Origin of the sequence: Peribacillus sp. Bi96 (assembly GCF_918698115.1) — a bacterium.
GTDB lineage: Bacteria > Bacillota > Bacilli > Bacillales > DSM-1321 > Peribacillus.
The window spans coordinates 65400-92005 of sequence record NZ_CAKKLV010000019.1; the positions used below are offsets into that span (position 1 = coordinate 65400).

Here is a 26606-nt window from a genome sequence, read left to right on the forward strand (position 1 = left end):
TACATTTACTCACCAATTCACGAATTATAAAGATAAGTATATGAGGGTTTTATTATACTTATATAACTTTATATCCAAATCAGCACCCCCTATTATTCAATAGGAATTTTACTCTGAAGAAATCAATAAATAACTTATCAGCTTTAAGGATTTTTAGGGAATTCCTGTTTTGAAAACTTTTTCAGAGAAATAAGCGCAAGATTGAAAACAATTGATATAATCCTGTTTCGTATTGAAAACGCTATCATAGGGATTTAATATAGCTAGTATAGATCGACTAAAAATAGAGAGTATCAAAGGCTCGTTAAATAAGGGAGGAATTTTTATGAAGAAAGCTTTTGAGAAAGCGCAGCAGTTCGGAAAATCTTTTATGCTCCCGATTGCCGTTTTACCAGCGGCCGGTTTATTGCTGGGAATTGGTGGTGCGCTTTCTAATCCAAATACAGTTGAGGCCTATCCTTTTTTAGACTTTGCTTGGCTGCAGGCCATTTTCACAATCATGAGTTCTGCAGGAAGTATTGTATTCGGCAACTTGCCGGTTATTTTTGCCGTAGGTGTTGCAGTAGGATTGGCACGTTCGGATAAAGGAACCGCTGCACTGGCAGCCATGATTGGCTATTTCGTCATGAACAGTTCCATAAATGCACTGCTTCAAATAAACGGGGAACTTGCCAAAGAGAATTTGGCAGGTGCCGGACAGGGAATGGCGGTCGGGATCCAAACACTGGAGACTGGTGTGTTTGGCGGTATCGTAGTAGGTATCGTTGCCGCACTTTTGCACAATAAATATAATAAAATTCAGCTTCCGCAGGTGTTAGGATTTTTCGGTGGTTCCCGGTTCATTCCGATCATCGTTTCCTTCGCGTCCATCTTGGTTGGAGCCGTGCTTTTTATCGTATGGCCTTACTTCCAACTTTTCATAAACCAATTAGGTGCGCTGGTAACGAGCACAGGTACGATTGGGACTTTCTTTTACGGATTCATATTACGGATGCTCGGGCCGTTAGGGTTGCACCACATTTTCTACCTTCCCTTCTGGCAAACAGCTTTAGGCGGAACGATGGAGATTAAAGGGCAGATTGTTAGCGGGACCCAGAATATCTTCTTTGCGCAATTGGCCGATCCAACTACCGTCAAGTACTATGAGGGTGTTTCCCGGTTCATGTCCGGACGGTTCATCACGATGATGTTTGGTTTACCCGGCGCTGCACTGGCCATTTATCACTGCGCTAAACCTAAAAATAAGAAAATCGTGGCCGGTTTACTTCTTTCAGCTGCCTTAACATCTTTCTTAACAGGCATCACCGAACCGCTTGAATTCAGTTTCTTATTTGTCGCTCCAATCCTTTATGTTTTTCATGCCTTATTTGATGGACTTGCCTTCATGATGGCAGACATATTCAATATAACGATCGGTCAAACCTTTTCTGGAGGATTTATTGATTTTACTTTATTCGGGATACTCCAGGGTATCAGTAAAACCAATTGGGTGTATGTACTTCTCGTCGGCATTCCATGGTTTTTCCTATATTACTTCACTTTTAAATTCTTGATCAGGAAGAAGAATTTAAAAGTGGTCGGACGCGAAGATGATGAACAGACCGCTGTTACACAAGTAACGGCATCAGAGAGAACCCAGACCATCGTCAATGGATTAGGCGGACAGGAAAATATCGATATAGTCGATTGTTGCGCAACTCGTCTGCGTGTCACGGTAAAGGATGAATCATTGGTAAAAGAGGACGTCATTAAACAAACCGGTTCAAAAGGCGTCGTAAAAAAAGGGAATGGCATTCAAATAGTTTACGGTCCCCAAGTAACGATCATCAAAAACGAAGTGGAAGAATTCTTGGGTCATTGAGAACATAGATAACGATAAGGACGTGTTAAACATGCAACAGGTGATTGATAAAATTAACAAAGGCTTAATTGTATCATGTCAAGCATTGGAGAATGAGCCGCTGCACAGCTCTTTTATTATGGGTCGCATGGCCATTGCTGCCAAAGAAGGCGGTGCAAAGTGCATTCGCGCAAACTCTGTAGCTGACATAATAGAAATCAAGAAAAATGTGGACCTTCCAGTCATAGGGATCATTAAACAGGTGTATGGACAAAACGATGTCTATATCACGCCCACCATGACCGAAATAGATGCATTGATGGAAACTAAAGCGGAAATCATAGCGACGGATGCTACAGCCCGGGTAAGACCGGATGGTAAAACGTTACATCAGTTCTATTGTGAAATAAGAGCAAAATATCCGGATGTATTACTAATGGCGGATGTATCTACCATTGAGGAAGCCGTATACGCTGACGATTTAGGATTCGATATTGTGGCCCCCACTTTATACGGCTATACGAACGAAACGATCGGCCAGAAAATATACCAGGATGACTATGCTCTGCTCAAAGAGATAGTACAAGCAGTGAAAAAAGCGAAAGTGATCGCTGAAGGGAACGTCATCACACCAGAAATCGCTCGCTCTGTTTTGGATATGAATGTCCATGCAGTAGTAGTGGGAGGTGCCATTACCAGACCTCAGCAAATCACTAAAAGATTCGTAGATGCTATCCAAAAATAGAAAATTGATAGGAATGAAAAGACCCAGACTGGCCACAGTTTGGGTCTTTTTTATCTGGAGTCAAAGCTTCGATAATCCCAAACACTTCCGGAAGTGTTTGGGTCGTATTCAAGTTTCAGAAAATACCCATTCCATTTCCGGTTTTACAGTTACACAGTCAATATGAACATTTGATTTGATCGTGCCTCCAAAGGTATGGTTTGAACCGAAAGCAACATGAATCGTATTGTAGGCTTTTTCATCTTCCAAAATATTACCGGTTACTCTTGCGGCATGGTTTGTCCCGATTCCCAGCTCACAAAGTAATCTTCCATCTCCATTTCCAAGGAGTGAGAGTAATTTCTTCCCCGCTTCACCTGTTGCTTCGACAAGTCTGCCTTTTTGGAGCGTTAAAACAATCGGCTTTTCCAAAAGCCCAATTCCTGCAATTGAACCATTAATTTCAATTTGTCCTTCTGCTTCGCCTTCTACAGGGGCGATATAGGCTTCACCTGAAGGCAAGTTACCCGAAGCAGATTTTTCTTTGAAAACGCCAGTACTTGGAACACCTTTTCTCCCATGCAGCGGTATCACTAACAGGTTTTTTCCGGTTTTTATAATTAGTTTTTCAGCTTGTGATAATCTTTCCGTCATTGCTAATGTTTCTTTTTCCACTCGTTTATAATCTGCATTTATTGCCCCATGTAAAAACATATCTTCCGTAATTCCCGGCATTGTAATCACACCTATGCCGTGAAGGTTCGCGTTTTTCCGTGCTACTGTATGTGTTAATGAATGTTTTGTTAAACAAAAGACAATATCATGTTTCAGCATCTCATCAGAAGCTTCCTTCGGTGGCTCTTCGCCTGATTTCTTTCGATCTTCCATTTCATAAAAAGAAGCACTCCAACCGTTTGTTGATAAAGCATTCCTGAATTTCTTTGCTAATAAAGAGGTACTATAATCCGTTAATACTAAAATGGAATCAGATTTAGTGACATTTAAATTATTTGCCATGATATTTGCAACAATTGTGTGTAACTCGCTCATGCTTATTCACTCCCCATTTCTTTAAACATTTTTTTATTCATCATATAAACACTTGTAAACACAAACAACAATCCAAAGAGTATACCGCCGTTTACCTTTTCTTCAAGAAACAGAACACCTAATATAATGGTCATAATTGGCATTAAATAAGTAACCAACAATGCAAAAAGAGCCCCGCCTGGTTTAAGTTAACCATACCCAAAACAATGAACAGTAAAAATGGTTTCAAATCATTGAAATGCTGAAAACTTTTCGGCTCAACAAACATCATGAATATGCCAGAGTAAATACTGCCTACAAGCATTGTCATAAATGAAAGAGTGATAAGCGAACAATGCTTCAAATACTTCGCAGCACGGCAGACATGGAATAGAAACAAACTGCCACTAAAAGCAGTCCTGCTGGCCCAAAATGGAATGGAGCACTTCCATTCATCCCAGCTATCAATGTCGTGCAAATTCCACCGAAGCCAACCAGCACGCTCCATAATTCAAGTCAAGTAACAGGGACTTTAAAAATTAACACACTCAAAACAATCCCGAATATTGGACCTGATGCATTCAGAACCCCTCCGATAGTCGTATCGAGACCTCTTAAGCTTATGCTCATGAAGACCCACGGAATTCCTGCACTTATTCATGTTATTAATAAGAGAGTAGGAACTCTATGAAAGTCTTTTTTTGATTTTCCCCATAACAAAAAGGGTAATAAAGCCATCATTCCAAATAAACATCGATAAAACACAATCGAAACGGGAAGAAAATCAGGGAGAAGCAATTTTGTAAAATAAAACGTCGACCCCCATAGAAGACTTAAAAGGAATAGAGCAGTGATAAGCATTTTTTCATCCTTCTCCTTAAGTTTAAGAAAAAGAGATCCGGAAAACCGGATCACCTCTACTATACATATTCTGCGACAATGCGTGCAGTTGATCGAAGGTTATCATTTCACTTTGATCTCACTAAATAGCTTATGCTTTAAAAAAATCAAGTAAAAATAAAAAACAAGAACTATGCCTTTAACACTTATGTTAATAGACATAGTTCTTCCGATAAATATTCAATATATGTTAAAGTTATCTACTCATTTATTTGTTATTCTCGATCGAAAAGAGAAGCACCCGCTATACCAGGCTTGGTCATCTCGTAAGGGTTTAGAATTAAATCTAATTCCTCTTCTGTTAACACATCATACTGTAAGCAAAGTTCGCGAACTGATTTGCCTTTTAAAATCGCTTCACGCGCAATACGTGAAACCACTTCATATCCAAGGTGAGGATTGACTGCTGTAATCACTCCAACACTTTGTTCGACATAATTTTTTAAATGTTCCTCATTCGCTTCAATACCTTCTAAACAATAATCCGTAAAGACATTGAACGCATTATTCATGATGCTAATTGATTGCAATAAATTGAATACAAGTACTGGCTCCATAACGTTTAATTCCAATTGACCTGCTTCTGACGCTAAGCAAATCGTATTATCATTCCCAATTACTTGGAAAGCAACTTGATTGATCAATTCCGGCATTACTGGATTTACTTTTCCAGGCATGATTGATGATCCTGGTTGACGTGCAGGAAGCATGATTTCCGCTAATCCAGCTCTTGGCCCTGAAGCCATCAAACGTAAATCATTAGCAATTTTAGACATATTCATCATACATACTTTCAATGCAGCGGACACTTCAGTATAAGCATCCGTATTTTGTGTTGCATCCACTAAATGTTCCGCACCCACAAGTGGCAATTCACTAATTTCAGCTAAATAAATAACCACATTTTCGATGTAACGTGGATCTGCATTTAATCCAGTTCCAACCGCTGTTGCTCCCATATTCACTTCATATAAATGTTGACGTGATTGACTTATTCTCTTAATATCTCGCTCTACCACGCGACTATATGCCTCAAATTCTTGGCCGAGACGAATTGGCACTGCATCCTGAAGATGCGTACGGCCCATTTTGATAACATGATCAAATTGTTTTGCTTTTGCCTTGAAAACCGAACTCATCTTTGTCATTGACTGAATTAACTGCTCTAGCAGTCGAAGTGTTGATATATGAATAGCGGTTGGAAATACGTCATTAGTCGACTGCGACATGTTAACGTGGCTGTTTGGACTAAGTTTTGCATAGTTACCTTTTTCGTGTCCCATTAATTCTAAAGCTCGGTTGGCAACGATTTCATTAATGTTCATATTCATCGAAGTACCAGCGCCACCTTGAATTGGATCAACGATGAAATATTCATGCCATTTTCCATCGATCACTTCATCTGAAGCTTTAACGATGCCTTTTCCAATTCCTTCATACAAACGTTTTGTGTCCATATTTGCTAAGGCTGCCGCTTTTTTTATCATGGCTAATGCACGAATCATTTCCTCATTGACTTTGTAACCTGTAATCGGAAAGTTTTCTACAGCGCGTAAAGTTTGTATTCCATAATAAACATCTGATGGAATTTCCTTTTCACCAAGAAAGTCTTTCTCAATTCTGCATGTTCTCTCGTCTATCATCATTTCCCCAGTTCCCCCATGTTTTAATATTTCTGTAATAGGTGTTTCCTCATTCCTTCATCTTATGTGAATCCCATTTTTTGCAGAATATCACCTTCCGTTTAGGATCGATTGGCACCGTATTTCTATTTTTGGAACGAATATTGACATGCTCATCGCCCCAAGTCCTCTAATATCATATAGTAATGACAACAAATATTCCATACCCGGCCAACTTATTCTATTTCCCAAAATGTATCACTGTGAAATGATATACCATCACTACCTTAACTTTCAATTATTTGGCTTTAGTTCCGGGGTACATTATCCAAAGCAACATCAGTGAAGCATCTAAACTCTACTTCCTTATTCTTTGGTAAATGAACAATCTAATTATACTCCATTTTCTATTAATATATAGGAGCAATATAAAGGTAAATTAATATATAGAAGCAATAAAAAGGTAAATTTATTCTTAACACGAGTCTTGGCTTTTCGTTCTCAATTTCATGCTACACCTTGTATCGTTAGTTCATCTGATATTGAAAACAAGCCCCTTTTTTTCCAAAATGAAACCCCTGCCATAAAAGTCAACATCCATGTTTGATCATGATCCTTTTTACACTGTCTACATTGGGATAATATCATAGCAGCTGTTTAAAAGATCTTTTTTTCAATTTTTTTCTGTTGCACCCTTCCATTCATGTTAAACAAATCGGTTATTGACGTCCCTAATGGATACATTAAACTAAGGAAGGGATACTTTAAGAAATTTGAAATGGGTGATCAGATGGAATATCTAGCAGAAAACCTCATATATGGCATTGAGTGCAGTATGGGTAAATTCACCAAAACAGAAGAAGAACTAGCCAAATATATTCTAGAACGCCCTGAAGAAGTTAGTTCGTTAACCATTAGTCAAATAGCTAAAAAGCTTCATATTTCGCCAGCAACGATTACACGTTTTTGCCAAAAATTAGCTTTTTCTGGATTTAATGAATTTAGGCATGAGTTAAAGAGGTTCGTGGATCTCCGAAATACACCGATACATATGAAGAACATCATGCAGGTGGATTATTTCGCTAAACTTTATCAAGATCACTTAGGGATCATTGATCATACCTTTCATATAACAATATATGACGATATCCAAAAAGCGGTATCCTTCCTTACACAGGCATCGAAGATACATGTTTATGGAATAGGGAGTTCAGGTATAGCCGCCCATGAATTTAAATCCAAATTTTTCAGAATCGGCTTACCTGTCGAAGCTATTACGGATCCCCACCAGTCCATGATGGATGCGGCTTTATGTAACAAGGATAGCGTTGTTGTCGGCATTTCCATTTCCGGAGCAACAAAAGAAGTAATTCGCGCAGTTAAAATCGCTAAGAAACAAGGCTCGCTCATCTTGGTATTTACAGGCGATAAAAACTCAGAGCTCTCACTTCTGGGTGACATATCACTATTGGTCACGAGCAAAAATAGCATGCATATGGGACAGAACATCTCTCCTCTTCTTCCGCTCTTATTACTTTTTGATTTACTATATACAGAGTTAGTCGCAAAAGATTATAAAAACAGGATAAGCATTAGAGAAAAGACTTTAAAGGTATTAACCGAGAACGACTGACTTTTGGCCGATCCGTTAAAAAAAGTACATGTTCTCACCAATACACGAATTATACAAAATCCATTGGTTATTTTTTGAGATTTTATTTACAACTGCACACAGGCAAAATCACCCAAAATATGGATTCACCCTTCTTATATTCTTATAAAAGCGACTCCCCCACAGCGCCCGTACAACTACAGATTTAAGATTGGCGGAAAATGGGGCAAATCCATTGTTGGTGATATGATGGTAGGGCTGGAAGTTATCAGTTTGTTTTTTTAGCTGAACCTGACCGAAAGTCATTTTCATTATTCATCATAAAAAAACTGCATCTCCAATTGGTTAGATGTTACTAACAATTGGGGTGCAGTTCACTTTAAGAGACGTCTTTTTTTATGTTCCTTTTAAACTAAATTCCTTATTACTGGCATGGAACTTTCTTGGAGGCTCTCGGAAAGAAGACAATACGCAACTACTTTATTCTTGTACTGTTTGACTACATCCACGTGGTCGTTGTAAATATACACAAATAATCTAACATCGTTTTTTCCTTTTTTAGTATCAATTGTTATTGGAATCCCACTGTTCTCTGGATGTAAAAACAATTTCTCGTTCCCTGGGAATATATGATTTTTTTTCAGAAACTTTGCTTCGTTAAAATAATTAATTACTTGAATTTTGTCTTCACCTTCCAAACGTTTTCCATCAAAGGTTACGATTGCATTCGCGTCACTAATTTCTGAATGTATTTTAAATTTACTCATCATCCAATTCACTGCATCGGTTGGAAGACAGGTAACTAATAATTTAAGCAAACTTAAGATAATTGTTAAAATCAAAACAGGCAATGTCATATTTGATCATCTCCGCTACGTTATTATTTAATTATTAAATGAAAGAGGCGGTCAGTTTTACTTTGAAGTGACCGTTCTATTAACGTTTCATTTTTGGTGAAAAGTTGTACTTGAAGGAGGGCACAAAACATAATCAAACTCAATCAATATATTTTTTCGTTTAACTTTTTTATCCTTAAATGACAAAATTCTCATTTGATTGTTCACACAGCTTACAAAGGTGATTTTTTTCACGTATCTATCAGATTCTTTTCGTTCACATTTTTGCCATATTCGTGAATAAATTCACAATTTTTCACAAATAGAGTATGGTATTGTAAATCACTCGAACAAGACATGACCTTTATACAATTACGCCTATTGTTCTGTACATTTTGATATTATAATAATCATTCAAGTGGTATCTTAGGCTAATTTTATGACGAAGTAAATGATGCCCACAGTTAATACTAGGGCAAGACCAATATAAATATAACTAAGGTTCAACAAATTCCCTCTCGTTGCAGCAGAATAATCACTATCACTCTTTCCCGTTAACGAAAGGGTACCAACCAGAGCAACTAAACTAATGGCTACTACTAATATTACACTTATCGTCATGATTTAACGCCTCCCAGTATTATCTATTTCCTTGAACCATTTCAAATTATTCCGATTCTCATCGTAGTGTAACTACATAAAAAATCGTTCCCCATTTGCATGTCAATATTAAATTGTCCAGGTAGATCGCTCTTCGTTTTTTACTGAGTAAATATATTAGAATAAGCCTACTTCTCTATAATAAAAGAACAACCAATTTTAGGACCATCCAATCAAGTGAAATTTCCCCCATCCACTTGTTGAATTCTTTCGTTAATATACATAGAAAAGTGCAAAGCGCCACTGAAGAAATGGCTAAGATACCACGTATAGTAAGAACTCAGACCTAACTTACTTCATCGAAAAGGACAAAAGGAGTTTGGAAAACGTAACTTTTATCAAATGATGATCCTAAAAACAACACCTTCAACTCCTCGGGTATGGCACCTATCTAAAGTTTATAAATAGTTGATTGGAGAGGAAGGTGCGAGACTCCTGCGGGAAAAGCGCTTCTACGGGAGACCCCGCAGGCGTAAGCCGAGGGCGGACCGCCCGCGGAAAGCGAGTGCCTGGAGTGGAAATCAACGTCTAAATTGTACAAGCCATAAAAAAACACCCCGTAAATGTTAGTTTGGTGTCTAACATTTACGGGGCAGTTCAACTTGATTTTCATCCACTGCAGTTTGGAATCATGACTTTGTCATGATTCTCTCTTGTGAATATTAAAGCATATGATTATAAACTTTGTAGAGCCTCTGCAAACCTTTTGATGCCTTCGTGAATGGAATCCTCATTTTCCCTTGCAAAAGTAAAGCGTACGTATTCCTTATTCGTACCTAGTGTTGAACCAGGAACGTATATGACTCCTCTTTTGATAGATTCCTCCAGTAACTTTATTTCGTTCAATGGCACTTTCAGCTTACACCACAAATGAATTCCACCATTTGGCGAATAATAATCAACTTTTTTTTGCAGGAATTGTTGAAGACTCGAAACCATTGCATCCCTTCTTTTTTCCAGTTGCCCCCTTAAGTAGGCAATATGGGCAGGAAAATACTCTGAATCCAAAAAATCGTTTGCTATCCATTGAGTGAATGAGCCGTGACCGAAGTCAACCTGCTGCTTAGCATCAGATAGTCTCCCTATAACTGGTTTTGGTCCTATAATCCACCCAATTCTTAAACCGGATGCAACAATTTTTGACAAAGAGCTTATATATAAAACATTTCCGTTGTTGTCCATCGATTTTAGAGTGGAAATTTCTTCCCCAGCAAAGGAAGTTAAACTATAAGGATCGTCTTCTATGACCGGTATTCCATATTCGGATGAAAGTTCAAGAATCCTTTTACGACGGTTGATATGAAGGACAGTTCCTGTAGGATTTTGAAATACAGGGTTCAAAAAAATCATCCTGATCCGATGTTTTTTATGGAGTTCCAGTAAATCCTCTGGGTTGATGCCATCCTTATCAACTGGTAAAGGAAAAATTCTTAGCCGCGCGGATTGAAAGATGGGAAGGTTGTAACTATATGATGGATCTTCCAATACAACGGCATCTCCTGGCTTTAACAAGCATTGGACCACCAGATGTATGGCTTGCTGTGCACCAGAAGTAATGAGTATAGAAGATGGATGCGTGTCAATTCTCCTATACTGTTTAACATGATTGGTTATCGTTTCCCTTAAAACCGCATTGCCTTGAGGGTGATCATAACCTAGGCTACCAATGAAGGACCTATTAGAAATGATTTCACGCAAGGATTGGACTGGAAATAAGTCTTCTGAAAGCTCCCCACTAGCTAAGTTAATAAGGTTATGCCCTTCCGTCTCTTTACGTATTCTTTGGGTTACTGGCATATTGGGCAAAAAAGAACCCGCTTCGATATATCTATTCCAACTAGGTATACGTTTACGAGTAATTCCCCAAATATCCTTGCTGATCATCGTTCCGCTTCCTTTTTTTCGTTCAACTAGCCCATTTGCTTCCAATTCATCATAAGCCGCAACAACTGTGCTTCTATTAACTCCCAGTTCACTTGCCAAGAAGCGTTCAGACGGTAGCGGCTTATCCAATAAAAATGTTCCATCAGCAATGCCACTCTCGATGTAAGCTGCTATTTGTTTATATAAAGGCTTCTTGGATTTTCTGTCAGTTTCCCATTCCATAAGCTACATCCTTTAAAATGTTTAGTTAAAAGCGTACTAAATTATTAACGTTATATACTTATCCATTCCCAAAAGTAGTAAAAGCTTTTATTCCAGTATAATCTTCAGCCGAGATTATTGCACTCTTAGGATAGAAGCTGTACTACAAAATAAAAACGAAAGCCTCCATTTCTTAAATGAAATGGAGGCTTTCGTTTCATCTTTTTCAACCATGCAGACTCCCCTTCAGCCAAGGGCGATCCCGATAGTATCCGATCGGGATTTGGATTAAACTCGTTTTCCCTTGAATACCTCCCAGTTTGTAAAGTTCATCACTACTATTCACATCAAACCCGAGCAGGGGATGCCCGTTCATTCCAAGAGCTGACGCCGCTATCAGTAAGCGCTGGACAAGCATCCCGGCCTCCATTTGTTGGATACGGTATCCTCTATATCCAAGTTGCGTTTTGAAATAATCCTGATCACCAACTACATGTAAGCAAATCGGTACTTGCTGAAAATTCATGATATCCAGGGACAATCCGTATTGCAGGTGGAGCCGATGATCACCTGGTTGTATCAGTCGTAATGAATGTGTCGTGCTGTCATAATGGTAGGCACCATCTTGAATGTCTTCCACATTATACAAACAAGCATATAAGGAGACGCGATCTACATGGTTTTCATTTGTTTCATCCAAATCATTTCGATACGAGAACGAAGCTGTTGCCTCTTGCAGGAGAGCCGCCAGTTTTACTTGACTTACCTTTCCTAAAATGAAGTCCATTTCAGGTGAAAACCGCTTTTTGCAAACAGAAGCAAAATCATAGGACAATCGCTTCACGATAGGAAGAGCGATCGTATGTCCTTCGCACTCCTCCCCTTTCTTAGTATGGATCGGCCGAAATGATCGGGTGGATTCGATCATGGAAGCTTCATTCATTTTAATTAACATCGGATACTCCCTGATCCTCTGCGACCGTACATAATGTTTTGGATGGATATCCGTCAATTCCTGGCACAATTGTGTCGAAGTGACAGGTCCGTCTATCATCTTTTCTTCCGTACACCAATTTGCAAGTTCTTCCGATAAGGGAATCACCGCATACGTGCTCTCTTCCTCTTCCGATAACCCAAGCAGATGATTGATGGCCCGATCAAGGAATTGGAAGTACACCTCAGATGCGATTCCAAACCGTTTAGCCCCTTCGAGTAACTGCCCTATGAGTACGCCCGCGTCCAGCCCTTGCAGACGATATGAAAAATTATTATATTTGTAGAAGTTTTTCCAAAACATCGTCGATACAAAAACCATGCCAAAACAAGCGGACACATCACAGCGATCACCAAGGGCCATGGTTAAATATGAATCAAAATCCCCTTCTCGCAACAACACCAACTGATGGTGTGCCGCATCATAATGGTAAACGCCAGCAGGCACTTCCTCCATCTTCAAATACACGTACAATTCACTGGGATACAACCCTCCCCCTGAAGGCGGAAAACGCCGGAATGATTGCATAAGGTCCTCTTGATCGGTGGACCTCAAAGACTGACTGATTTGGGTAAGGCCATATGCATACCATAGAAAATGGCCGATTCCTTTGAGGTCGTGTTTTGTGGGGATGCTGGCCCCTTCAATCGTCAGCGGCACCTCCAGTGACAATGGAAATGCGGGCAAGTCACGGTAAAGCTTATACGTAAGCGGTGCATCATCCCAATCCACTTTCCAATCCTGCGGACTGGCCTTTTCGATGTCAAAATGCAAATTGTGCAGAAATGCCTCTAGCCTCATCCTCCTACCTCCTAAGTCACCGCTTATGGAAACGGATGCGGATGCGGATTGAGCTGGTCGAATTCAAGCGGCTTTTTTGCATATCCGAGTTCCATTGGAACCCTCAGAATCCTCTCAAGCCCTGTTACGCGGGTAAGATGATGGCCGAATGTCATCGGCAGCATTCCCGGAATCAGCACTTTCACGCAATGTAATCCATTTCGTTCAATTTCCGGTGTCGTTTGGTCCACCACAATTACCTCTAGTTTCAATCGACGAAACTCTTGAAGAATGTCTTGCAGATCATCGGTCAAGTCCGAATGCATCACCCTTTTCTCGAATTCTTCATCAAACGTTCGCATTGGACGGTCATCATCCAGCAGAAACTGCAGTCGCTCTTCCGATTGCGGTAGACCGTATAGCATGCCATGATCATCCATCTTCGTTACCAGTGAGGAATCATGCAGCATTTTTACAAACTCCTCCTGGTTTTCTTCCAATTTATCGTCAAGGGTCAGCATCATGCCTGCCAACTCGAAAACCGCGCTTTTCACCGCCCGGATCGGGTCCAGATGCGCCCCGGCTGCACATATGATATTCAACCCTTTTTGTTTCCTGTTTTTTGCCAATGCCCAAACACTCGGTATACCATGTTCCATTGTGGAATTAAACAAATGGATATCATATCCCGCCACAGCCCTTGCCCTGTCAATCATCAACTCCAGCTCTTTATCATTTGCCGAATAAGGGTCAAGCCGTGTGAGGGGCAGCTGCGCGTACCATGTCAATAGAAACGAATCACGTTCCACCACTTCCATGATGCCGTAGAAAATGGACTCCTCCAAACTTCCCCCTAAAGCGCAACCATTGGAGGTTTCATAGACAAACCCATCTCCGCAGCCCAAGCTGTAATAGGAAAGCAATTCTGGAACGAGGATCGGACGCTCTTGCAAAAATGAGTGGCCCCAGACCCAATCTATCGAGCGGTCAGGGTTAAACGGTCGAAACGGGAAATTCGGCTGTGCATAATGTTCCTTCGAGTGTACTCCTATTTTGATGGGATTCAGTGCTTGATCCTTCAGGTTGTTGTAGCTGTCATGCACGACTGTACGTTTCCCACGGGGCTCCATTCCGCAATATCTTTCCAGGCCCTCCAATATGGCTGTCATTTCACTTGCGGCATATGAAAGAGTCCGGCCTGCCGTCCCCTCATCTCCTATGAGCAAAGGTAAATTAACACTTACATCGGCAAATGGCGGTACAAGGTCTATCATTTTATTATTCAAGAATCCCGTGCGATGATCCAAATAATCCTGGGCCAGAACTTTATTTAAATCTTCCATTGAACGGGTTCGATAACTTTCAGGACTGATTTTCGGACTTGGCTTTAACGAAATCCTTGCGCGTTCCTTCGAGTCATCCGGTAATTGACTGCACACTGGACACAATGGATCAGGTAAAAACGAATGCCACGAACCATTCAGCGTTTTCAGGTTGATTAATGATATACGCCCTTCCGAACGGGCCCGATCTCCTTTCATCACCTTCCTTACCTCTGCCCCAATCAGGTGAGCCATCTGTAAAAGGCCAGTGCGCGAAGCCGCCACATCACGCTGAATCCCTCCATTTTCTTCCAGCTGTTTGCGGATTCCCAACATTTCTTGACGATCACGTCCTGCCATGAGATGCCTAAGGTCTGCACACTGCGAGCACCCCAGAGTATCCGCACGTACCAGCGGACCGACCACTCCTTCTCCAAATGATACGAACCCTCGCAGCCAAGGAATGCCTGTTGGCCTTAACAACTCCTCCGCCTTTTGATGGACAGCAGGATTCCAAGCATCTTGCAGCACGAGGACCAAAGCAGTCGTTTGTGGGATTCCTGCCTCGAAATCGGATTGGCGATTGACTTGATATTGGCCGGACAAGTCTCCTGAAACATGGTCAGCCAACACTCCTTCCCCGACAACCAATACGTCAGCTTTCACCCTGTTTCCTCCTCTCGCAAAAACACCCCAAATACCCCTGCCAGTTCTTCTTTCAAGTAAGGTTCCAGTTCTAATTCAAAAACGAACATTTGCTTCTTGTTCTTCTCCAAGACATGCATGGCGGACTGCAATATCTCAGAATTCGCTGTAACCTCGCATGAAGGAATCACAAGGTTTTGCAGGACCTTTACTTCAGGCGAAACCAATAAATCTGGAGCTGTGAGGCAAACGGTCTGATTTTGGACTTTCATAACGGCCTTTTGTAAGGCGTTCCGTAATGCGATGGTTACATTCAACCCAACAGCCCCAGACCAGCCGTCACTTGTACCGACCCATACCACGGGGAACCCGGACACATTCTTACCCAGCCCGATGATCGGTTCACCTTGCAGCCGGGTCAACGCTTGTATATAGTACTGGCAGCGTTCATCTTCCACTGTCCCCAACTGCACCGATACAAGATCCTCTTGACCGAATTGTCGTTTTCCAAACTCTGCATCCAAACTGCCCTGCAACCCACGGCAAACACATTCAACAAATGTTTCCCCTGCTCCAACACCAATCGATTCCTTTATTTCCCCTGCATCGGGAAGCGAAGGAAGAGTCGACATGAGCTGGCTGAGTGTTCGGGTTACATACGCTTCGACCCCTGCAAGACCGGCTTCCCTCCTTGCTTCCTCATGAGTCAGTTCCGAACGGATAATATCAGGCAGAAGTTCCGCTGGACCGTTAGACAACGGATCAACAACCTGAATGCGGCATTGAGCCAACGGCAGCTGTTTTAAATCTCCCTCTTCCCAAGTATGAAAGATTCCAGATTGCCTTGATGTCAACCGGCTGAAATGCAAAAACACCTTACCAGGCTCACCCCTGCCTGATTTTTGTTCGAGCCGCTGATCAACATCATGAATCCATTTAGCAGTCCCTTGACCCGTGACCCTCGGGTGAGGAAGGAACGGGTACCAGCTCCCCTCCAATGTTTCCATATTCAACAGATAGAATTGATTGTCTTGTTCTGCTGTAGTAACACCTGTAGCCTCTTTAAACCACTCGAATACCATTACATTGGCTAACATGGCTCCTCCTGTGGAGGAAAAAGAGGAAGACTTCTGATTTTCTTCCAGCACAGTTTGATGTAAACGAAGCCATGCCGACTCCCAACAACCCTTGGATTCCGGATGGACAAGCGGACCTGCCAAGCCAACTTGATTGATGATCACTGCAGGGAACAGTACCTTTTTCCCTTTCCTGCAAACCGAATGAAGCTCTCTTACTTCCTCTATATCACCCTCCTGTGACACATATAATATCGAATCAAACGGCCTTGCAATTCCCTCCCAATTCCTTCCACCACCCTTTAACTTGACCTCCACTATCGCTGCCTCATCGTCCGCTTTACGCGCATTAGCAACAATTTCCTTTAATCTTTGTCTATCGGTCGGTACCGTGTCCGTAATGAGGATATGAAATTTAGACAATCCGGATTCCATCAGTGAAGACACCATTGAAAGGAACAATGGTCCAGAGCCTATTGCCAACGCCTTTACCTTTCGATAAGCTTGAAAACGGCGAGCCCCGGAATCGCCAAAACTGTCCAGGAACTCAATTTGGGACGCATAGTGTTCAAGAACCTGATCCCCCAATTGATGAGGACTGTCCTGACTTACATCCCGAACAAAACCATTTTTGTACAAAACTTCGGCAATTTCCATCACGCGGTTCCGATATGGACCTGGCAATCCATCTGTTAATTCACTTAACGTATGGTCCCCGTTGAACATCGGCAATAACTTTTCAATCCACTGGACGATCGTGCTGCCCTCCATATGGAACGAACTTATGTTATTCCGGAAATACACACCTCTGTTTGGTTCAGGGAGAAAAAAAGTGTCCCTTTTCACTTTCAGACGCATAGAAGGGGTCAAATTTCCCATTCTGCTCCTCCTAACCCGAAGCTGTTCTAAGTCCTGCTTTATCACTTCACTTTTATCCTATGTACGACAATTTGTCTCTTATGTCTATTGCAATAAGAAAAGTCCCTGCACATGCAGGGACTTTTGTTTAGAAGACCTGAATCCTTAATGGCCGCAACGTCCACAACGACCGCCGCACCCTCCGCAGCGTCCGCATCCACCACAACGACCGCAGCCACCGCAACCAAAGCAGCCAAAGCATAAGAAACAGCCAAAACAACCAAAGCCACCACCCACACCAATGAATTGTCGAGACGAATCATCCAAATTGTACTGGTTTTGCTCCCAAGGAACTGGCTGACTCACCTGAAAATTGTCTACATTCAACATTTGAAGTTGATTTTGGAACTCATTCATTTATATTACCTCCGTATATTCATTAATAATGTGACGCCTAATAGCAAAAAGAGAAACAGAAGAAAAGTAGTCCGGGAATCCACACCATGTCATGCACTCCCTTCAACAAAATATGTAAGGCTAGTGGGGATTGCCACTGATTCAAAAGCCTATTTTCCATAGAATTAAAAGATAAATGAAAAAACAAAAAACCAGAAGGTTATATCCTTCCGGTTTTCATGTTCTACTCTTATTGATAGTACAAGTTCATTAGCTTCTTCTTTTTCCTTATTTCAATGGTGGATCATTATATGTACACACATCGATCAGGTAAATGGAACATACCCTTAATTCTGTTGCGGTTCATACTGCTTCCAGTTCACCAATTTTTCCAGCACTATGGATATCAATACTCCCATAATGAGCCCATTCGTTAAAAAGGGCCGTAAAAGCATGGGAACGCCCGCAAATGCGGTGGGCAAGATGTTCATCAAACTCACTCCGATCAATACGGGTACGGCAAGCCTAAATATCGTGTCCGAAGTAAAATGCTCATCCTTGACGCTATTGAAAGCCGTTCCAAACAGTTGAAGATAAGCAACAAACAATACAGCATTCCCGACGGTTATTGGCATGGTAGCAAGGAAAGAGATTAAAGGAGGAAGCAATCCAATTATGGTCAACAGCGTGCCTCCCAATAAAAACGGCCTTCGCTCATAGATTTGCGTACTTTGCAAAAATCCGATGGATGAGGTAAAAGGCGTGTATGGAACAAGGCCAAGTACCGGAGCGAAAATGGTAAAACCACCAGTCATAAATAAAGAATTTCGATACTGCTTGTGTTCAGCTTCATCACCGATTAATTCCGATGCGGCCTGAATGGAAGCGAACGTATTGCACAAATTCAGTAATCCTGCAAAAAAGGAAATCGCTATTATCCCGAATTCCAAGTTTGGAGCACCTAATGGGAAAAATGAAAAAGCGGCACCCGTAGTGCCCATTTCTCCCCCCGCATCCGGAAATAGCAGCGCGTAAAAAATCCATCCCACGATAATCCCGATCAATATGGAGAAATTGCTTATGGTCCTTGGGCCTTTTAGTTTTAATATACTTACTAATAAGACAATCCCCAATGATAGAAAACTGACCGGGATGTTAATTTCCCCATTCTCCGTAATTCCCAGCATCCCCTTAAAAAAAACGAAAATGAGCTGAAACGTCAGAAGGAATAAGTAAACGGTCATGACCATCGGGGTGAAAATCTTCTGGACGTAAGAAATCAGGTTGAAGGCAGAAATAATCAGGGTCACGATACCTGCTGCAATGAGGCCGGTAGCTATCCCCCCTCCTATTTCAGCATAACCGAGCCCTATCGATGGTGCAGATAATCCTAAGTTCAACATCACTCCCCACAATAAACCAGAGTGACCTTCCATAATTGGATACTTATGCCCTTTCCAACCTTGGATGACACAAGCGATCCCAGTGAATATAAGCGAGCTTCTCATGGTCATTTCCGTGACATTGGAAGGAAGATCAAATGCTGCTCCAATCGATATCGGCACTACTACCGTATTTGCAAAAATAAAAAACAACCATTGAAAAGAAGAAAATAGAGTCACAGATGATCCCCAGCTTTTCATAGTTTCCATCTCCTTTGAACATGATGCTTTTCAAGCTTATGGTGAATACAGGATTCCTTCCATCGCCTTCCCCTTAAGCGAAGGCGCAGGACAATACCCATGTTAATAAGACGCTTCCCCCTGATCATCATGCTAGCAATATTTTAATAGTAACCGCTATCATGCATGGAATCTATGGGAAGCAAGGAATTAAAGAATGATTGTTACCAGCCCTTTTTTGAATCGAATTCATTTTATCTCTTTAAAGTGTATAGGGCAATAACGATAATGACATGGGAGGGAAATCCTTAACCAATATAGCAAAAAAAAATGACTTCCCCAGCATATAACACAAATTAGTAAAAGTACAAGAGAACGGAAAATGATGAACAGCCAGCTTTCCAAGCCTTACATTGACCAAAACGAAAAAGGAAATCCGGAAGTATCCAGAGATCCTTTTGGGGTTAACCTTACAAGTCAATTGACTGCTTTTGTTTACTCAGTGAACCGGAAACGATGTTTCCCTTGTAAATGACCGCTTTACGCCCAGAACGCCTGGCAACTGCTTCAGCAGAACAGCTGGCGTCAATTAACACTAGGCTTGCAGCATCCCCCACCTTTGGCCATACCTGGTTACCATTTTCATCTAATGGGGTTTTTCCGCCAGTTATATGCCTTAGTGTTTGGGATAGGGAGACTTCATCAACCCATTTGAAACGTTCTGCCAGCCTGCCAGCTCTCTCTAAAATATCACCATTCCCGAGTGGTGACCATAAATCAAAGATATTATCATTACCTACAGATACCTCAACCCCTCTTTCATGTAATAAATCAACAGGGGGCATTTGTCTGTTAATCGGGACGCTGGTGACAATGGAAATCCCTGCATCCCTAAGAATGTCAGCCAGCTCATAGGCTTCTTCTTTGGATACATCTCCGATACCAAATGCATGGCTTACAGCTACCTTACCTTCCCAGCCTGCTTGCTTAGTTAGAGCTGCCAAACGTTTCATCGTGAACGTACCCAGGTGGCCAGGGTCATGTAAATGCAGGTCAACATCGGCATTCGCTTCCACTGCTAAATCCATCAATTGTACCAGGGATGCTTCAATATCGTTATCGATTGTGGCTGGATCAACTGCCCCTACGATTCCTGCTCCGTTTCGCAATGCCTCTCTGACAAGCTTTGTAGAATCAGACCGTAACAATCCGTGCTGTGCAAATGCGACTATCTCTGAACTTAGTCTATTAGAATAACCAGCAAGCGCCTGTTGTACTTGTTCTAAGTTTTGCAATCTCACTTCCGGGTAGATATCAACGTGAGTCCGTACATGAGTGGAGCCCGAAGCTAAAAGTATTTCCAGTAAAGATTCAGCACGTTTACGTGTGCTGCTTCCAATAGTAGGAAGCACCTTCTTCTCATTTTCAAAACGTTCAGTGACACTTGATGAAGGAGTGCACGCTCTCCATACATCTCCCATCAAGGTCTTGTCAAGATGTACATGCTTTTCAATGAATGAAGGAAGCACCAGCAATCCTTTTGCGTCTTCCCATGGTACATCGGTAGAAATGGGATCCCCATCTTTGACAATCTTCGTGATTCTTCCATTCTCTATTAATAGATGAAATAGCCCAGTTATTGTGCCTGTAACTCTTTCATTCTCTTTTTGGTAACCACATTCCAAACGTGCATTCTTTAACCAATAGATTGTATTCATGCCCTTCATCCCTTCTTGTAATAGACATTAAATTCTCAGTTCAAAGCAGTTTCACCGGCCAGTCCACCGTAAACCAAATTTCCATTGGCAATCACCGCTGCACGCCTAGATCTCCTGGCAACTGCCTCGGCAGAACATGAAGCATCCACTAATACAACACTTGCATCATCTCCGACATTCGGCCATAAACGGTTACCTTTACGGTCGAGTGTCTTAAGCCCGCCCGTAATGAATTGGAGAGATTGAGACAATGCATATTCATCCTTCCAGTTGTATCTCTCAGCTAACCGACCTGACTTTTCCAGCATATCTCCTGTCCCGAATGGAGACCAGGAGTCATAAAAACCATCACATCCAAGCGCTACATGTACACCCTTTTCATGCAGTAAATCAATCGGGGGAATGATTCGGTTTATCGGAACAGTAGACATGATGGCCATCCCTAAATTTGATAAAAGGCTTGCCAGTTCATGGGACTCTTCAATAGAAACATCACCAAGTGCAAAAGCATGGCTGACAGCCACTCTGTTTTTCCACCCTGCTTCATCGATGAAAGAAGCCAGTTTCTTGATTGTATAAAATCCCAGATGACCCGGATCGTGTATATGAATATCAATATCTGCATCAAATTCAACAGCTAGATTCACCATTTCATATAGGGAAGCTTCTATATTATTATCCACTCCACCCGGATCCAAGCCACCCACTAAGGACGCCCCTTCTCTCATCGCTTGTCTCATTAACGCAGTTGAGTTCGTTCGGAGCAATCCGTGCTGCGGGAACGCCACGATCTCATGTGTCATTTTACCGTTGAAGCGATCTAGCGCTTTCTGAATTTCTTCCAAATTCTTCAAACCAATGTACGGGTCAATATTAACATGCGTCCTGACATGCGTTGCCCCGCCTTTTAACAAGAGTTGAAGCATCTGCTCAGCTCGGTGCTGTCCTGTTCGTGCAAGTTCAGCAAGCTCCGCCGCTTCTAATTTTAACCGCTCCATTAAATTTGCAACCGGTGTGCATGATTTCCAAGGCATTCCTAAATAGGTCTTGTCAAGATGGTTATGCATCTCTTTAAATGCAGGAAGTGCCAGTAGCTTGCCTGCGTCTTGAACGGGAAGATGAGTTTGCAAAGGAACATTAGCCAATTGAATTTCCTTTATGACTCCATCATTTATATACATATTATATAAGTCGGTCTTCGTTCTATCGATTCTCTCATTCTCAAAAACATATCCACTATCAAGTGTAACGTTAGTAAGCCAGTATGATTTATACATTACATCACTCTCTTTAATAGAAGATTAGACACCTGTCGTCTCAAATGATGAAATAGATCCGCTTACAACGTTGCCCCTGAAGATGACCGCGGCACGTTTTGACCTTCTAGCCACCGCTTCAGCTGAACAGCTTGCTTCAAGCAGAACGATATTCGCCTCATCCCCAACATTTGGCCATGTCTTGACTCCCTCTTGGTTTAATGGGGTCTTCCCTCCTGTTATGAATTGCAGGCTTTTAGCTAAAGAACGTTCGTCAATCATACGGAACCTCTCTGCAAGGCGACCGGCCTTTTCAAGATTATCTCCGATGCCAAACGGTGTCCAATGGTCAGTGATGCTGTCATTACCCAGTTCGACTTTTACCCCTTTTTCATGGAGCAAGGGTATCGGGATCGTTCTGAAGATAGGCACAGTGGATGTTATGGATATTCCTAATTCCGAAAACCTTTCAGCTATACTCGTTGCCTCCGGAACTGAAAGATCGGCCAAACCGCTGGCGTGGCTAACCGTTACCCTTCCTTGCCACCCTGCGTCTTCCGTCATGGATGCAAGACGCTGCATCGTAAAGAGGCCAAGCTGATCTGGATCATGTAGATGGACATCGATATCCGAATTCGATTCTACGGCAATGTCCATGATCGTTTCAAGAGATCGCTCTATATTTTCATCAATGGAGGCAGGGTCCACTCCACCTACAAGATTCGCCCCATACTTCATGGCCTCCCTGATTAGTCCTACGGAATTTGAACGCAATAGTCCATGCTGCGGGAATGCAACGATTTCATATGTCAATTTATCTTTATAACCTTCCAGCGCTTGTATAGTAGCCTCTAAATTTTTCAAGCCTATAACTGGATCTACATTACAATGGGTCCGTATATGAGTGGATCCGTAATCCAATAATAAATCCAGCATTTTTTCTGCTCTTTCTTTGGCAGTTGGCAATAATTCAGGAAGTAACGTCTGCTCTTCCTCTATCCGGGTCTTGACACCATTAATTGCAGGCATACAAGCCTTCCACGGACCACCATAGTACGTTTTATCAATATGAATATGCATTTCTTTAAACGAAGGGACCATCAGCAGGCCGCGCACATCATACTGTGGGTTTTGATCTGTTATAGATTCGTTTGCAGATATAATAGAAGAAATTTTTCCGTTTTCAATCCTAACGTGGTAATTTCCGGTTGCAGTACCAGTAATCGTTTCATTTTCATTATAAGTAAATCCATTTTCCAAGCGTACATTCGTTAACCAATACGATTGTGACATTAAACTCACCCTTCCACTCCAGATTGAACATGCCTCCATTTCATTATAATTGTAAAGGTTAACAATTAATTTCAGAATTTTTACTCGTTTTTAAGTTATTTTTACTTATTGTGCCAAAAAAAGGTTCACCCTAAATGGATGAACCCCTTCTTCTTATCTGATCATCACTTAATCGTTACTCCATTTATATCTAAATAGCCTGAAGGACTGATTGAAAACCCTTTCACTTCTTTCCCGACTGCGGCAACATTTTCAATGACCCTTACAGGAATATATGGAGTATCACCCATCTCGATTTCCTGGGCCTCTGCGTATAGCTCTTTTCGTTTTTCTTCCCCTTTTTCTTTTCTGGCGGCATCTATTAAATCGTCAACCTTTTGATTGCTGTAAAAGAATGTATTCCCGGCCGCCCCCTGTGAATTCGTATGGAAAAGATTATATTGATTATAGTCAGCATCTCCGGTCGCGTTTCTCCAGCTGATGATGAACATTTCCGATTGCCCTTTATTCACTTGTTCCACGAACGATCCGTACTCCATGACCTGTACCTTCAAATTGATTCCGATCCCTTTTAGTTGGGATTGAAGGACTTCTGCCAAGTTGACTCTTTCTTTACTGTCCATCGTTAGGATGGTCGCGTCCAAACCTTTTGAATAACCTGCTTCAGCCATCAATTTCTTCGCTTCTTTAAGATTGTAATCATAGGCTTTCAGATTAGCGTTGTACCCGAATACTTTAGAGCCCATTAAGGAGTTCGCCTTTACACCCACATTATTAAAGACACCTTTAATGATCGAATCCATTTCAATGGCATGGGCAATGGCTTTACGAACCCGTACATCATTGAACGGTTCATTATTGACATTGAACCCTAAATATTCGGTACCATAGCCTTCACTGCGGTAAACATCCATTGCCGCTGAGGATTCCACCTGGTCCATGACAGCGATGGGAAGAGGTTCCGCGATTTGCGCTTCACCCGTTTCTATCATCGATATCCTCGTTGAATCTTCTGGGACGACCTTGAAGATGACCTTATCCACTTTTGGTTCATTTCCCCAATAATTTTTGTTTTTTAACAATGTGATTTCTTGGCCCGGGGACCATGAGTCAAAAACGAAAGGTCCGGTTCCATTCGGTTCTTGGATAATCTTTTTGCCATACTTTTCAATGGTTTTCGGACTGATGATTCCGCCTTCATGATTCGCCAAGATGGATAGCAGTGGAGAAAAAGGTTCCTTCAGAATGAATTGCACGGTATATTCATCTATCGGTTTCACTTCTTTTACCATTTCGAATACCACCGCTCGGGGAGAGGCAACCTTCGGATCTAAAAGTCTATCAAACGTTTTTTTGACCGCATCTGCATTAAATGGTGTGCCATCATGAAACTTTACATCTTCCCGAAGCTTGAATTCCCAGGTCGTGTCATTTACTTGCTTCCATTTTTCTGCTAGCATAGGCTGTATTTCACTATTCTTATCTCGTTGTACAAGACCCTCATAAATTTTATGATGAGTGACACTAGCGGCATTAATCGTGGACATGAACTGCTGATCCAAATTCTCAGCATCTGATAAACGGGCAATGACCAAAGTCCCCCCTTCCTTAGATGCTTTGTTTTGGTCACTTGCTGTTGTGCTTACGTCCTTGTTAGAAGAACAGCCAGTAATTATGAAAACCATGAACATGACTAGAAAAAGCTTTCTTATCCCCTGTTTTAACCCCATGGATTTGGACCTCCCGATTTCATTTTTTGTCATTTATCTAATTATAAGAAATATTCTGACTATTAATTTTGAAAATCTTTACTATCTTTTTCAATTTCTTTACTTGTTTTTGGAAATGCATATTTACGCTTTTGCATGACTGATCGATTCTACGACCCTAAATGACGACTGGAACAATTCTTTCTCAGGAAGCTTTTGATAATCTCTTTCCATATATCCTCTTCTCATCCTATCAAAATACTTTTGTCCTTTATATTTGATCTCATTCAAATCAAGATTGGGGATCACTTGATCTTTCATGACTATTTTTCCGTTTATGATGGATAATTTAACGTCACTCCCAGATCCACTTACGAACATGGTCCGAATGGGATCATCGGTTACACCCATATGATAACTGTCCAAGTCCACCACAATGATATCTGCTTTTGCCCCTGCGGCAATGCGGCCAAGATCGTTCCTGCCAAGAAAAGCGGCGGCATCAAGAGTGACTGACCGAAAGAAATCGGCAAATGTAGAGCCTTCCACTTCCTTTTCCACGATTCGTGAGAGCATGCTGCCTGTCCTGATGTTCTGGAACATATCTGGAGGGAATGTATCCGTTCCAAGTGCTATATTGATCCCTGCCCTTTTATATTTAGCAAATGACTCTAATGCGGACCCATGCCGACCGATGATCAGCGGACAATGAATCACCGTAGTATTCGTTTCTTTTAGCAGCGCTAAGTCATCACCGTGTCCATATTTGGCTTCACTATATCCGGAAACAAAATGGGCATGAGGTATCCCTGTCCTTGGGCCAAGAAAATCCAGGTCATACAAATATTTAATGGGTGTGACACCAAAGGATTCCCATATGGTGTTGAATTCAAAGCTTCCCTGGGCAGCATGAAGCTTTATCGGCACATCCAATTTTTCACTGTAATATTTTGTCTGTTTTAAGATATCTGCCGTTTGGGACTCGATACGCTCTGGCGCAAGCATCCCTCTGACCATGCCTTCGTAGGCTCCATCGAATTTTTCTACAAACTCTACCGCTTTTTGTAATCCAGCTTCCCCAGCCTTTTCATCCCAATGCAGTTTTATCTTTCCGTCAGGCTGGACAACCCTCATTCCGGATTGGAAACTCGGGCCCAGGTAAATTCTTAACCCCAATCCAGCAGCTTGTTCTGCCGCAGATGCCAATTCATCATAGGTTTCAGCCCAGCTTTTATAAAATACGGAAGTAATGGGCATGGCAGTCGTTACGCCATGTAGAATGAGCTGTGAATAAGCATATAAAGATTTAAAGGATTCTTCTTCCGCTGTCATCCATTCCTGATGACCGCTTTTTATATAATTCTCTGACCAGAGAAGATTTTTCTGTCTGTTGGTACCAGCTTCAAAATGTAAAATATCATGGTCAATGTCGCCTAAAGCATTTAAATCAATGAACCCCGGACTAATAATAGCATTTCCGGCGTCCATCACCTCGTCCACTTCTTCGGCATAATTCTTTCCGACATACACAATCGTGTCCTTTTCATAAACGATCTCTGCATTTTCCAAAATGACATGATCGCACCCATCATACCCAATTACATATCTACCTTTAAGCTTGGTTTTCAT

19 protein-coding genes and 1 pseudogene are annotated in these 26606 nt (G+C 41.7%); 3 read left to right on the forward strand and 17 right to left on the reverse strand.

Translation table 11 applies throughout. The features are described from left to right. Window positions 1-325 precede the first annotated feature (325 nt). Window positions 326-1861 carry a maltose/glucose-specific PTS transporter subunit IIC gene (locus LQ203_RS20220; RefSeq protein ID WP_230160720.1) on the forward strand — a complete coding sequence of 512 codons (1536 nt, stop codon included), beginning with the start codon at window positions 326-328 and terminating at the stop codon, window positions 1859-1861. A 31-nt stretch (window positions 1862-1892) separates the two neighbouring features. Beyond that, window positions 1893-2585: an N-acetylmannosamine-6-phosphate 2-epimerase gene (locus LQ203_RS20225; RefSeq protein WP_230160722.1), complete on the forward strand. Its 693-nt coding sequence runs from the start codon at window positions 1893-1895 to the stop codon at window positions 2583-2585. 108 nt (window positions 2586-2693) lie between these two features. On the opposite strand, the gene LQ203_RS20230 is transcribed toward LQ203_RS20225, so the two are convergent. From LQ203_RS20230 to aspA, 4 genes and pseudogenes are all read right to left on the reverse strand, one after another. Next, window positions 2694-3614, reverse strand: a complete 921-nt coding sequence (locus LQ203_RS20230) for an aminopeptidase (protein WP_230160724.1) — start codon at window positions 3612-3614, stop codon at window positions 2694-2696. A 2-nt stretch (window positions 3615-3616) separates the two neighbouring features. After that, window positions 3617-3784: pseudogene (locus LQ203_RS27715) on the reverse strand (EamA family transporter); the annotation flags it as partial. Between the two features lie 466 nt (window positions 3785-4250). After that, on the reverse strand, window positions 4251-4454 hold the full coding sequence (locus tag LQ203_RS27720) for an EamA family transporter (protein WP_356714906.1): 204 nt from the start codon (window positions 4452-4454) through the stop codon (window positions 4251-4253). Window positions 4455-4708: 254 nt separating this feature from the next. Next, window positions 4709-6139, reverse strand: coding sequence for an aspartate ammonia-lyase (gene aspA / locus LQ203_RS20235; protein ID WP_230160726.1), 1431 nt, complete (start codon window positions 6137-6139; stop codon window positions 4709-4711). A 766-nt stretch (window positions 6140-6905) separates the two neighbouring features. On the opposite strand from aspA, the gene LQ203_RS20240 reads away from it, so the two are divergent. Next, entirely contained in the window at window positions 6906-7748 is an 843-nt protein-coding gene (locus LQ203_RS20240) for a MurR/RpiR family transcriptional regulator (protein ID WP_230160728.1), read from the forward strand. Between the two features lie 386 nt (window positions 7749-8134). Here LQ203_RS20240 and LQ203_RS20245 read toward each other — a convergent pair whose 3' ends face one another. The 13 genes from LQ203_RS20245 to LQ203_RS20305 form a co-directional block, all read right to left on the reverse strand. Beyond that, window positions 8135-8584 (reverse strand): YfmQ family protein, encoded by a 450-nt coding sequence (locus LQ203_RS20245; RefSeq protein WP_230160730.1) that lies wholly within the window; start codon window positions 8582-8584, stop codon window positions 8135-8137. A 405-nt stretch (window positions 8585-8989) separates the two neighbouring features. After that, entirely contained in the window at window positions 8990-9184 is a 195-nt protein-coding gene (locus tag LQ203_RS20250) for a hypothetical protein (protein ID WP_061464872.1), read from the reverse strand. 714 nt (window positions 9185-9898) lie between these two features. After that, a complete protein-coding gene (locus LQ203_RS20255) occupies window positions 9899-11329 on the reverse strand; it encodes a PLP-dependent aminotransferase family protein (protein ID WP_230160732.1) in 1431 nt (476 codons plus the stop codon). Window positions 11330-11534: 205 nt separating this feature from the next. Continuing rightward, complete coding sequence (locus LQ203_RS20260; RefSeq protein WP_230160733.1) at window positions 11535-13103, reverse strand: SagB family peptide dehydrogenase; 1569 nt, start codon at window positions 13101-13103, stop codon at window positions 11535-11537. 23 nt (window positions 13104-13126) lie between these two features. Next, window positions 13127-15070 (reverse strand): TOMM precursor leader peptide-binding protein, encoded by a 1944-nt coding sequence (locus LQ203_RS20265; protein WP_230160735.1) that lies wholly within the window; start codon window positions 15068-15070, stop codon window positions 13127-13129. Then, window positions 15067-17004: a putative thiazole-containing bacteriocin maturation protein gene (locus tag LQ203_RS20270; RefSeq protein WP_230160737.1), complete on the reverse strand. Its 1938-nt coding sequence runs from the start codon at window positions 17002-17004 to the stop codon at window positions 15067-15069. The genes LQ203_RS20265 and LQ203_RS20270 overlap by 4 nt, the downstream gene beginning before the upstream one ends. 144 nt (window positions 17005-17148) lie before the next feature. Beyond that, window positions 17149-17400 (reverse strand): heterocycloanthracin/sonorensin family bacteriocin, encoded by a 252-nt coding sequence (locus LQ203_RS20275; protein ID WP_230160739.1) that lies wholly within the window; start codon window positions 17398-17400, stop codon window positions 17149-17151. Between the two features lie 326 nt (window positions 17401-17726). After that, entirely contained in the window at window positions 17727-19022 is a 1296-nt protein-coding gene (locus LQ203_RS20280; protein WP_230160741.1) for a uracil/xanthine transporter, read from the reverse strand. Between the two features lie 449 nt (window positions 19023-19471). Next, complete coding sequence (locus tag LQ203_RS20285; RefSeq protein WP_230160743.1) at window positions 19472-20719, reverse strand: amidohydrolase; 1248 nt, start codon at window positions 20717-20719, stop codon at window positions 19472-19474. Window positions 20720-20754: 35 nt separating this feature from the next. Beyond that, entirely contained in the window at window positions 20755-21996 is a 1242-nt protein-coding gene (locus LQ203_RS20290; protein WP_230160745.1) for an amidohydrolase, read from the reverse strand. Between the two features lie 24 nt (window positions 21997-22020). Further along, entirely contained in the window at window positions 22021-23268 is a 1248-nt protein-coding gene (locus LQ203_RS20295; RefSeq protein ID WP_230160747.1) for an amidohydrolase family protein, read from the reverse strand. Between the two features lie 164 nt (window positions 23269-23432). Beyond that, the gene (locus tag LQ203_RS20300) at window positions 23433-24998 is read right to left on the reverse strand and encodes a glutathione ABC transporter substrate-binding protein (protein WP_230160749.1); all 1566 of its coding nucleotides are present in this window, start codon (window positions 24996-24998) and stop codon (window positions 23433-23435) included. A 123-nt stretch (window positions 24999-25121) separates the two neighbouring features. Next, on the reverse strand, window positions 25122-26606 hold the full coding sequence (locus LQ203_RS20305; RefSeq protein WP_230160751.1) for an amidohydrolase family protein: 1485 nt from the start codon (window positions 26604-26606) through the stop codon (window positions 25122-25124).